The following is a 12723-nucleotide window of genomic DNA, read 5'->3' as shown; positions in this document are numbered from 1 at the left end:
GAGTTTTCTTAGGACGCTTAGAAATATTTTTTCTACTTTAGTTTAATCTGTAAGTTTAATTATGGCTTTCGTCGTTATGTGCGGAAGGCGATGCTTTTTACGTAGGTAAATATGCAAGTGGATGCCCTTTCCAACTTGATAAGTTCAAACGAAAGTTTTTTGCATAGGCAACGTTAAGTTTTTTACGCAGATATGAAAGTGCAATAGAATCCCTTTCTTACTGCATAAGTGCAACCAAATCCTCCGCCATTTAGGCGAAGAGCCAAGTTTTTCTAATAAAATGTTTGATTTTAGGGGTGAAGCAGTTGACAGGTCAACTAGTTCAATATGGACGTTATCGCAAGCGTCGAAGTTATGCACGTATAAGTGAAGTATTAGATTTGCCAAACTTAATCGAGATTCAAACAGCTTCTTATCAATGGTTTTTGGAAGAGGGCCTAAAGGAAATGTTCGGGGATATTTCTCCGATCGAAGACTTTGCGGGCAATCTATCTTTAGAATTTGTGGATTATAGTTTAGGGGAATCCAAGTACCCAGTAGAGGAATCGAAAGAACGAGATGTTACTTATAGTGCACCACTTCGAGTGAAAGTTCGTCTTATCAATAATCAGACAGGTGAAGTAAAAGAACAAGAAGTATTCATGGGGGATTTCCCTCTTATGACTGATACGGGAACCTTTATTATTAATGGTGCTGAACGTGTCATCGTTTCCCAGCTTGTAAGGTCACCGAGTGTTTACTATAGTGAAAAAATTGACAAAAACGGTAAACGAGGTTTAACCGCTACTGTGATTCCAAATAGAGGAGCATGGTTAGAATTTGAAACAGATGCAAGAGATGTAGTTTATGTGCGTATTGATCGTACCCGTAAGCTCCCGATTACAGTTTTACTTCGTGCACTCGGCATGAACACGGATCAAGAGATTATTGATTTGATTGGAGAAAATGAATACTTAAAAAATACATTGGAAAAAGACAATGTAGAAACAACTGAAAAAGCATTGTTGGAAATTTATGAACGATTACGTCCAGGCGAACCACCTACTGTTGAAAATGCAAAAAGTTTATTAGTTTCACGATTTTTCGATCCGAAAAGATACGATCTAGCCCATGTAGGTCGTTATAAAATGAATAAGAAACTAAGTATTAAAAATCGATTATTTAATCAGATCTTAGCGGAAACGCTTGTCGATAAAGAAACGGGCGAAGTTTTAGCGGAAAAAGGCGATAAGATTGATCGGAAACTACTTAATAAATTAATTCCTTATTTAGAAAGTGAAGAAAACAAATTAAATGTTGAGGAAATCACGCTTTATAATGGTGTGTTGGATGAAGATATAACAGTTCAGTCAATAAAAATAATTGATCCAACTGATCCTGAAGGAGAAAGAGAGCTACATGTTGTAGGTAATGCGGATGTTGAAAGTGATATAAAGCATATTACACAAGCTGATATCCTAGCATCGATTAGCTACTTCTTTAATTTGTTATATGATGTCGGTCATACAGATGACATTGATCATTTAGGGAATAGACGACTTCGCTCTGTAGGTGAATTGCTACAAAACCAATTCCGGATTGGGTTATCAAGAATGGAGCGTGTTGTGCGTGAAAGAATGTCGATTCAAGATACTTCTAGTATTACACCACAACAGTTGATTAATATCCGCCCGGTAATCGCATCGATTAAGGAGTTTTTTGGAAGTTCACAGCTTTCTCAGTTTATGGATCAAACAAACCCGTTAGCTGAATTGACGCATAAGCGCCGATTATCAGCACTTGGACCTGGTGGTTTGACAAGAGAAAGGGCTGGAATGGAAGTTAGGGACGTACACTATTCCCACTACGGAAGAATGTGTCCAATTGAAACCCCGGAAGGTCCAAATATTGGACTAATTAACTCTTTATCTACGTATGCAAGAGTAAATACGTTCGGTTTCATTGAAACACCGTATCGAAAAGTAGACTCTGAGCAAGGTAAGGTTACAAAAGAAATAGATTTCTTGACAGCTGATGAGGAAGATAATTATGTCGTTGCTCAAGCGAATGCACGTCTAGATGAAAATGGGAATTTTGTGGATGAAGAAGTAATAGCAAGATTCCGCGGTGAGAATACAATTGTACCAAGGGAACAGATTGACTATATGGATGTTTCGCCAAAACAAGTTGTATCGGCGGCAACTGCTTGTATTCCTTTCTTGGAAAACGATGACTCTAACCGGGCACTAATGGGTGCGAACATGCAACGTCAAGCGGTGCCATTGCTTCAACCACAAGCTCCAATCGTTGGAACGGGTATGGAGTATGTGACAGGAAAAGATTCAGGTGCAGCGATTATTTGTCGGAATGATGGAATTGTTGAAAAAGTAGAAGCAAAAGAAATTGTTATTAGACGTATTTCAACTGTAGATGGTCAAGAAGTGACAGGGGACGTGGATCGTTATCGTTTACGTAAATATGTGCGATCTAACCAGGGAACTTGCTATAATCAGCGACCAATTGTTAGGCAAGGAGACCGTGTAACAAAAGGAGAAGTACTTGCAGATGGGCCGTCCATGGAAGACGGTGAATTAGCATTAGGCCGAAATGTGCTTGTTGCTTTTATGACTTGGGATGGTTATAACTATGAAGATGCTATCATCATGAGTGAAAAATTAGTTAAAGATGATGTGTTTACTTCTGTCCATATAGAAGAATACGAAGCAGAAGCCAGAGATACGAAATTGGGCCCTGAAGAAATTACGCGAGATATTCCAAACGTCGGTGAAGATGCGCTTAAAAACCTAGATGAGGAAGGAATTATTCGTATTGGAGCTGAAGTAAAGGATGGAGATATCCTAGTTGGTAAAGTAACACCAAAAGGAGTAACCGAGCTCTCTGCTGAAGAGCGTCTATTGCATGCTATATTCGGGGAGAAAGCTAGAGAAGTGAGAGATACTTCTTTACGTGTACCGCATGGTGCAGGAGGAATCATTCTAGATGTGAAAATTTTCAATCGTGAAGATGGGGATGAATTAAAACCTGGCGTAAACCAACTAATCCGAGTGTATATTGTTCAAAAACGTAAAATCTCTGAAGGGGATAAAATGGCTGGTCGTCATGGAAACAAAGGGGTTATTTCGAAACTTTTACCGGAAGAGGATATGCCTTACTTACCAGACGGTACCCCGGTAGATATTATGCTTAACCCACTAGGAGTTCCGTCGAGAATGAACATCGGACAAGTGTTTGAGCTCCATTTAGGAATGGCAGCTAAAAAACTTGGAATTCATGTTGCTTCACCTGTATTTGACGGAGCAAATGAAGAGGATGTATGGAAAACCTTAGAAGAAGCGGGAATGCCGCATGATGCGAAGACAGTCCTGTATGACGGGAGAACGGGTGAACCATTTGATAACCGTGTCGCTGTAGGGATTTCTTACATGATTAAGTTATCTCATATGGTAGATGACAAATTGCACGCCAGATCGACTGGTCCATACTCGCTAGTTACACAACAACCTCTAGGAGGAAAAGCGCAGTTTGGTGGACAGCGCTTTGGTGAGATGGAGGTTTGGGCACTCGAAGCTTATGGTGCCGCCTATACTCTTCAAGAACTCTTAACTGTTAAGTCAGATGATATTGTCGGACGTGTGAAGGCATATGAGTCTATTGTAAAGGGAAGAAATGTACCAGAACCTGGTGTTCCCGAGTCATTTAAAGTACTAATTAAAGAACTTCAGAGTCTTGGAATGGATGTTAAAATGTTATCGAGTGATGAGACAGAGATTGATTTAAGAGCATTAGAAGAAGAGGATTCTGACGCAGAAGACACGCTTAATTTAGAAGTAAAGCAAGATTAACAGAGAAACGTTTAGAGGCTTTAGGGAAGCTAGAGCCTCTACGGTACTCTTAAAGTTGTATTTCTAAGGTAGAATCTAGAGAACGGATAAAAAATGGGAGGTAGGGCCCTTGCTAGATGTTAATAACTTTGAATTTATGAAAATTGGTTTAGCTTCATCAGAGAAAATCCGCTCCTGGTCATACGGAGAGGTAAAGAAGCCTGAAACAATAAACTACCGAACTTTAAAACCGGAAAAAGATGGGCTATTTTGTGAGCGAATTTTTGGTCCGCAAAAAGATTGGGAATGTCATTGTGGTAAGTATAAGCGTGTTCGTTATAAAGGAGTAGTTTGTGATCGATGTGGAGTTGAGGTAACGAAGTCAAAAGTTCGTCGTGAACGTATGGCACATATTGAACTCGCTGCGCCTGTATCTCATATTTGGTATTTCAAAGGCATCCCGAGCCGTATGGGACTGTTACTAGACATGTCTCCACGGGCACTGGAAGAAATTTTATATTTCGCTGCATATGTCGTAACTGATTCTGGTAATACACCGTTAGAGAAAAAACAATTGTTATCAGAAAAAGAGTATCGTTCATTCTATGAAAAATACGGTAATTCCTTCAAAGCAGAAATGGGTGCAGAAGCGGTACGTAAATTACTTCAAGATATTGATTTAGACAAAGAAGTCCTTGAATTAAAAGAAGAGTTAAAAACAGTCCAAGGTCAAAGAAGAACAAGGGCAATAAGAAGGTTAGAAGTGATGGAAGCTTTCCGTAACTCAGGAAATGATCCGTCATGGATGGTTCTTGATGTGCTCCCAGTTATCCCACCAGAAATACGACCGATGGTTCAACTTGATGGTGGAAGATTCGCGACATCTGATTTAAACGATCTGTATCGTCGTGTAATTAACCGAAATAACCGCCTAAAACGGCTACTTGATCTTGGTGCTCCAAGCATCATTGTTCAAAATGAAAAGAGAATGCTTCAAGAAGCAGTAGATGCTTTAATTGATAACGGTCGCCGTGGTCGTCCAGTTACAGGGCCTGGAAATCGTCCGTTAAAATCACTTTCTCATATGTTAAAAGGAAAGCAAGGGCGTTTCCGTCAGAACTTACTCGGTAAACGTGTGGATTATTCTGGTCGTTCAGTTATCATTGTTGGACCTAGCCTGAAAATGTATCAGTGTGGTTTACCTAAGGAAATGGCGCTTGAACTTTTTAAGCCGTTTATTATGAAAGAACTAGTCGGACAAAAAATTGCACATAACATTAAATCGGCTAAACGTAAAATTGAACGACTTCACCCAGAAGTATGGGATGTCTTAGAGCAAGTAATTAAAGAACATCCAGTGTTACTAAACCGTGCGCCTACATTGCACCGTTTAGGTATTCAAGCGTTTGAACCTACTTTGGTAGAAGGTCGTGCAATCCGCCTGCATCCATTAGTATGTACGGCATATAATGCTGACTTTGACGGAGACCAAATGGCAGTTCATGTTCCGTTGTCTGCTGAATCGCAAGCAGAAGCGAGAATTTTAATGTTAGCTGCCCAAAATATCTTAAACCCGAAAGATGGAAAACCAGTTGTTACTCCATCGCAAGATATGGTTTTAGGGAACTATTATTTAACAATGGAAATGCCGAATGCAATTGGTGAAGGAAAAGTGTTTAAAGATGCCGATGAAGCACTTATCGCATATCAAAATGGTCATGTACACTTACACTCTCGAGTTGCAGTTCAGGCTGGTAATTTAAATAATCCAACATTTACGGAAGAGCAAAATAAAAATTTGTTACTTACGACTGTTGGAAAGCTTATCTTCAATCAAATTATTCCAGATTCATTCCCTTATATAAATGAACCGACGAGGTCTAATTTGGAAGTAGAAACTCCGGATAAATACTTTGTAGGTAGTGGAGTAAATGTAAAAGAAGAGATTGCAAAGCGTGATCTAGTGCCTCCATTTAAAAAAGGCATTTTAGGAGACATTATCGCAGAAGTCTTCAAACAATATAAAATTAGTGAAACTTCAAAAATGCTTGACCGCATGAAAGATTTAGGATTTAGCTATTCTACAAAAGCTGGAATGACGGTTGGTGTTTCCGATATCGTTGTTCTAAAAGAAAAGCCCGAACTCCTTGAAGAGGCTCAAATGAAGGTTGATGGGGTCTTAAGGCAGTTTAGAAGAGGTTTGATTACTGACGAAGAGCGCTATAACCGAGTTATCACCATTTGGTCGGATGTAAAAGATGAGATCCAAGATAGATTAATGGATTCACTTGATAAAACAAACCCAATTTATATGATGAGTGATTCTGGTGCAAGGGGTAACCCTTCCAACTTTACACAGCTTGCAGGAATGCGTGGATTGATGGCAAACCCTGCAGGGAGAATTATTGAGTTACCGATTAAATCGAGTTTCCGTGAAGGATTGACGGTATTAGAATACTTTATTTCTACCCACGGTGCGAGAAAAGGTCTAGCAGATACAGCGTTAAAGACTGCAGATTCAGGTTACCTAACAAGAAGACTTGTTGATGTGGCGCAAGATGTTATTGTAAGAGAAGCAGATTGTGGCACAGACCGTGGTTTAACTGTATCTGAATTAGCAATTGGTTCGGAAGTAATTGAGCCATTAATTGACCGATTGATTGGTAGAACTGCATTTGAGTCTGTTACTGATCCAAAAACAGAAGAAGTTATCGTCAATAAAGAAGAGATTATTTCTGAAGATCAAGCGAAACAAATCATTGAAGCAGGTATTACAGAAGTAACAATTCGCTCTGTATTCACTTGTCACACAAAACACGGTGTATGTAAGAAATGTTATGGACGAAACCTAGCAACTGGAGCAGATGTTGAAGTTGGAGAAGCAGTTGGAATCATTGCTGCACAGTCAATCGGTGAACCTGGTACACAGTTAACAATGCGTACATTCCATACAGGTGGAGTTGCAGGGGACGATATTACACAAGGTCTACCGAGAATTCAAGAGTTGTTTGAAGCGAGAAATCCGAAAGGGCAAGCAACTATTAGCGAATTTGAAGGTATAGTTAAAGAAATTAAAGAAAATAAAGATAAACGCGAAGTAGTTGTAGAAAGTGATGTAGAAAGTGTTGCTTATTCTGTACCATATAATGCACGACTTAAAGTTGTTGTTGGAGACGAGGTAATCGCTGGTCAAGAACTTACAGAAGGATCCATTGATCCAAAAGAGTTACTTCGTGTTCAAGGAGTAGAAGGTGTTCAAGCTTATCTACTTCGAGAGGTTCAACGTGTCTACCGTATGCAAGGGGTAGAAATTGGAGACAAACACGTTGAAGTGATGGTAAGGCAAATGTTAAGAAAAGTGAAGATCTTAGAATCTGGAGATACAGATGTATTGCCAGGATCCTTGATAGAACTTCATCAGTTCAAAGAAGAGAACAATAAAGTTCTTAGAGAAGGAAAAGAACCAGCAGTTGGTGAACCAGTATTACTTGGTATTACAAAAGCTTCACTAGAAACTGACTCTTTCTTATCGGCAGCTTCTTTCCAAGAGACAACAAGAGTATTAACAGATGCAGCGATAAAAGGAAAAACGGACGAATTATTAGGATTAAAAGAGAACGTAATAATTGGAAAGTTAATTCCTGCAGGTACTGGTATGCAACGTTATCGGAAAATCGAATCCGAATTAGTTGAACCAGAAACATTTACTGAAGAAGAACTTGAGATCACTAACTAAGTAAAAAGCCTCCTGTGACACGATGTTGTCACAGGAGGATAATTATAAATTGTTGACATAAATTTAGTAAGATGTTAAGATATTCAAGGTGTTTCCGGAATTCTAACTGTTGTAATGGAGGAAAATCTGATGTCGTATGAAAAAATGACTCAGCTTCAATCACGGATAATTATCGGAACCAAACAAACATTAAAGGCCATGCATAATGGTGAAGTTTGTGAAGTGTTTATTGCAGAAGATGCCGATCAGCACATAACTGAAAAAGTGTTGAACGAAGCGAAAAGATTGCAAATTCCTTATACGTTGGTCGACTCAAAGAAGAAGTTAGGGAAAGCTTGCAAAATTGACGTGGATGCCTCGACAGTAGCAGTAAAGCACGAATAGCGATTTGATTATAATTGCTAAATTTTACAGTAAAATGAACCACCTGGATATGTGGGCTAAGATGAAATTGCCCCTTATTCGATCATGTGGGTTTGTTATCATTTTAAAAGAAGAGGAAGGAGGACACAAAATGCCTACAATAAACCAATTAATTCGTAAAGGTCGCGTAAGTAAACCGAAAAAATCAGACTCACCAGCACTTAATAGAGGATATAACAGTTTTAAAAAGAAATTTACAAACGTTAATTCTCCACAAAAACGAGGAGTTTGTACTCGTGTTGGTACACTAACACCTAAGAAACCGAACTCGGCTTTACGTAAATATGCGCGTGTGCGTTTATCAAATAACATGGAAGTAACAGCGTATATCCCTGGAATTGGTCACAATTTACAAGAACACAGTGTAGTACTACTACGTGGGGGACGTGTAAAAGACTTACCTGGGGTACGTTATCATATTGTGCGTGGAGCACTCGATACCGCCGGTGTTGAAGGACGTCAGCAAGGTCGTTCTAAATATGGTGCAAAAAAACCTAAGAAATAATTTTGATCTTAAGTGAAGAAAGGAGGAAGACGTATATGCCACGAAAAGGCCCAGTAGCAAAAAGAGATGTCTTACCGGATCCGATTTATAATTCAAAGCTTGTCACTCGATTAATTAACCAAATTATGGTTGATGGTAAAAGAGGGAAAGCACAGAAAATTTTATATAATGCTTTTGATTTAGTAAAAGAAAAAAGTGGTCAAAATGCCATGGACGTATTTGAAGAGGCAATGAAAAATGTTATGCCGGTTCTTGAAGTTCGAGCCCGTCGTGTGGGTGGTTCAAACTACCAAGTACCGATGGAAGTTCGTCCAGAGCGTCGCCAGGCATTAGGTCTTCGTTACATTGTGAACTATTCACGTTTACGCGGGGAAAAAACAATGGAGGAAAGACTAGCGAATGAAATTATTGATGCTGCAAACAATACAGGAGCATCAGTAAGAAAACGAGAAGAATTACACAAAATGGCAGAAGCAAACAAAGCATTTGCTCACTATCGTTGGTAATTTTTAATAATTAGTTTTTGAAAGGAAGGAGAAGAATACATGGCTAGAGAGTTCTCCTTGGAAAAGACGCGTAACATTGGTGTTATGGCTCATATTGATGCAGGTAAAACGACAACAACTGAGCGTATTCTTTTCTATACAGGACGTATTCATAAACTAGGAGAAACACATGAAGGTGCATCACAGATGGACTGGATGGAGCAGGAGCAAGAAAGAGGTATTACAATTACTTCAGCTGCAACAACTGCTCAGTGGAAAGGTCATCGTATCAATATCATTGATACGCCAGGACACGTAGATTTCACTGTTGAAGTTGAAAGATCCTTACGAGTATTAGATGGTGCAATTACTGTACTTGATGCACAGTCTGGTGTAGAACCACAAACTGAAACAGTTTGGCGTCAAGCGACAACATACGGCGTACCAAGAATCGTCTTTATCAACAAAATGGATAAAATTGGTGCGGACTTTTTGTATGCAACAAATACGTTAAAAGACCGTTTAGGAGCAAATGCTCACCCAGTTCAATTCCCAATCGGTGCAGAGGACGAATTTGATGGTATTATCGATCTTATTGAAATGAAAGCTCATTTCTATTTAGATGATCTAGGTACTTCCGAGGAAGCAAGAGATATTCCTGAAGAGTATAAGGAGAAAGCAGACGAACTCCGTGCTGGATTAATTGAAGCTGTTGCAGATTTCGATGAAGAGATCATGATGAAATATCTCGAGGGAGAAGATGTTTCGACCGAAGAGCTTAAAAATGCAATTCGTCAAGCTACATTAGCGGTAGAATTTTATCCTGTATTTTGTGGATCTGCGTTTAAAAACAAGGGTGTTCAATTAGTTCTTGATGGAGTTATCGATTATTTACCAGCTCCAACGGATATTGCAGCAATTGAAGGTATTGTTCCGGGAACAGAAGAAGAAACGACTCGCCCAGCTGATGACAAAGAGCCATTTTCTGCATTAGCGTTTAAGGTGATGACAGACCCATTTGTAGGAAAACTAACATTCTTCCGGGTGTATTCAGGTACATTAAACTCCGGATCGTACGTTCTAAACTCAGTTAAGAATAAAAAAGAACGTATTGGACGAATTCTACAAATGCATGCCAATTCACGTGAAGAGATCTCAGAGATTCATTGTGGAGAAATTGCAGCAGCTGTTGGCTTGAAAGATACTGCTACTGGTGATACACTTTGTGATGAAAAACATCCGGTAATTTTAGAATCAATGGATTTCCCAGAACCAGTTATTCATGTTGCAATTGAACCAAAAACAAAAGCTGACCAAGATAAAATGGGTATTGCTTTAGGGAAATTAGCTGAAGAAGATCCGACATTTACAACGGAGTCTAATCCAGAAACTGGTCAAACGATTATAGCAGGAATGGGAGAATTACACTTAGACGTCATCGTTGACCGTCTAAAACGTGAATTCAAGGTAGAAGCAAATGTTGGTGCGCCACAAGTTGCTTACCGTGAAACGTTCCGTGCAGCAGCAGAAGTGGAAGGGAAATTTATCCGTCAATCAGGTGGACGTGGACAATACGGTCATGTTTGGGTTAAATTCGAGCCGAACGAAGAAGGTGCAGGCTTTGAATTCCAAAACAAAATTGTTGGTGGTGTTGTTCCAAGAGAATACATCCCATCTGTTGAACAGGGTATTAAAGAGGCAATGGAAAATGGTGTTCTAGCAGGGTATCCATTAATTGATATTAAGGCATCTTTATACGATGGTAGCTATCACGATGTTGACTCGAACGAGATGGCATTTAAAATTGCTGCTTCAATGGCATTAAAAGCTGCTAAAAACAAATGTCAGCCTGTTTTATTAGAGCCGATGATGAAAGTTGAAATCGTCATTCCAGAAGAGTACATGGGAGATATTATGGGAGACGTAACATCTCGTCGTGGCCGAGTAGAAGGCATGGACACTCGTGGAAATGCACAACTCGTAAAAGCATTCGTACCACTTGCGGAAATGTTTGGATATGCAACTGCACTTCGTTCTAATACGCAAGGTCGTGGAACATATACAATGTTCTTTGATCACTACGAAGAAGTACCTAAAAACATTGCTGAAGAAATTATTAAGAAAAATGCTGGAGAATAATTGATTTTTTGATCGTTCTCAAGTATAACAACATTATAAACTAAGATAAAACACTACTCTTAGTTATCAATAAATTTTATATATAATTAAGGAGGAATTATAAATGGCAAAAGAAAAATTTGACCGTTCAAAACCACACGTTAACATTGGAACTTTAGGACACGTTGACCATGGTAAAACTACATTAACTGCAGCTATTACAACTGTTATGCATAAAGTGCAAGGTACAGAAGGTGCGATGGCTTATGACCAAATTGATGGTGCACCAGAAGAGAAAGAGCGTGGAATTACGATTGCTACTTCTCACGTAGAGTATGAAACTGACAATCGTCACTACGCACACGTTGACTGCCCAGGACACGCTGACTATGTTAAAAACATGATCACTGGTGCAGCGCAAATGGACGGTGCAATCCTAGTGGTTTCAGCTGCTGATGGTCCAATGCCACAAACACGTGAACACATTCTATTATCACGTAATGTTGGAGTACCTGCATTCGTTGTTTTCTTAAACAAAGTTGATATGGTAGACGACGAAGAATTATTAGAGTTAGTTGAAATGGAAGTTCGTGAACTTCTTTCTGAATATGATTTCCCTGGAGACGACATTCCAGTAATTGCTGGTTCAGCTCTTAAAGCACTAGAAGGTGAAGAAGAGTATGAGCAAAAAATTGTTGAATTAATGGCAGCTGTTGATGAGTACATTCCACAGCCTGAGCGTGATACTGACAAACCATTCATGATGCCAGTTGAGGACGTATTCTCAATTACTGGTCGTGGAACAGTTGCAACAGGTCGTGTGGAGCGTGGAAAAGTGACAGTTGGTGATGAAGTTGAGATTATCGGTCTTGCTGAAGAACCATCTAAAACAACAGTTACAGGAGTAGAAATGTTCCGTAAGCTTCTTGACTATGCTGAAGCTGGAGACAACATCGGTGCACTTTTACGTGGTGTTGGTCGAGAAGACATTAGCCGTGGTCAAGTTTTAGCTAAACCAGGTTCAATCACTCCACATACTAAATTTAAATCAGAAGTATATGTGTTATCAAAAGAAGAAGGTGGGCGCCACACGCCGTTTTTCGCTAACTATCGTCCACAGTTTTACTTCCGTACAACTGATGTAACAGGTGTTATTCAGTTACCAGAAGGCGTTGAAATGGTAATGCCTGGAGATAACATCGAAATGACAGTTGAACTTATTTCACCAATCGCTATCGAAGAAGGAACACGTTTCTCTATTCGTGAAGGCGGACGTACAGTAGGTTCAGGTGTTGTAACATCTATCGAAAAATAATTAAGTTAAAATAAGAAGTGCTAGGCAAGTTATCTTGTCTAGCTCTTTTTAATTGAAAATTGCAGAGTACGCTTGTCGCAAAACCCATAAACTCCTGACATAAGGCACTGCCTATTAATCAATCGATACGGATCGACTCGACATGTTGGAAAAAGACTTGCCGTTTTCCATGTCTCTAACCCAAAACGGTCACGATTAATAATGAAACATGCCCGTTTTCCATGACTCTAACCCAAAACGGTCACAATTAACATCGAAACATGCCCGTTTTCCAAGACTCTAACCCAAAACGGTCACGATTAACATCGAAACATGCCCGT

General features: G+C 39.4%; 7 protein-coding genes. All 7 read left to right on the top strand.

What is annotated here, in order from left to right; translation table 11 throughout:
- The first annotated feature begins 305 nt into the window (after positions 1–305).
- The 7 genes from rpoB (at position 306) to tuf (ending at position 12403) form a co-directional block, all read left to right on the top strand.
- Positions 306–3842: a DNA-directed RNA polymerase subunit beta gene (rpoB, locus tag SPD89_RS16735; RefSeq protein ID WP_336263091.1), complete on the top strand. Its 3537-nt coding sequence runs from the start codon at positions 306–308 to the stop codon at positions 3840–3842.
- A 109-nt stretch (positions 3843–3951) separates the two neighbouring features.
- Entirely contained in the window at positions 3952–7557 is a 3606-nt protein-coding gene (rpoC, locus tag SPD89_RS16730) for a DNA-directed RNA polymerase subunit beta' (protein WP_336263090.1), read from the top strand.
- Between the two features lie 129 nt (positions 7558–7686).
- Positions 7687–7941, top strand: coding sequence for a ribosomal L7Ae/L30e/S12e/Gadd45 family protein (locus tag SPD89_RS16725; RefSeq protein WP_336263089.1), 255 nt, complete (start codon positions 7687–7689; stop codon positions 7939–7941).
- 130 nt (positions 7942–8071) lie between these two features.
- The gene (gene rpsL / locus SPD89_RS16720) at positions 8072–8485 is read left to right on the top strand and encodes a 30S ribosomal protein S12 (protein ID WP_336263088.1); all 414 of its coding nucleotides are present in this window, start codon (positions 8072–8074) and stop codon (positions 8483–8485) included.
- Between the two features lie 35 nt (positions 8486–8520).
- Positions 8521–8991 (top strand): 30S ribosomal protein S7, encoded by a 471-nt coding sequence (gene rpsG, locus SPD89_RS16715; protein WP_336263087.1) that lies wholly within the window; start codon positions 8521–8523, stop codon positions 8989–8991.
- Positions 8992–9030: 39 nt separating this feature from the next.
- Positions 9031–11109 (top strand): elongation factor G, encoded by a 2079-nt coding sequence (gene fusA / locus SPD89_RS16710; protein ID WP_336263086.1) that lies wholly within the window; start codon positions 9031–9033, stop codon positions 11107–11109.
- A 103-nt stretch (positions 11110–11212) separates the two neighbouring features.
- Entirely contained in the window at positions 11213–12403 is a 1191-nt protein-coding gene (gene tuf / locus SPD89_RS16705; RefSeq protein WP_336263085.1) for an elongation factor Tu, read from the top strand.
- Positions 12404–12723: the final 320 nt, after the last annotated feature.

It is taken from the genome of Pseudogracilibacillus sp. SO30301A (genome assembly GCF_037072025.1).
In the GTDB taxonomy this organism is placed as follows: Bacteria; Bacillota; Bacilli; order Bacillales; family Amphibacillaceae; genus Pseudogracilibacillus.
Note: the sequence above shows the minus strand (reverse complement) of the source record. Positions and strands in the feature narration are given on the sequence as shown.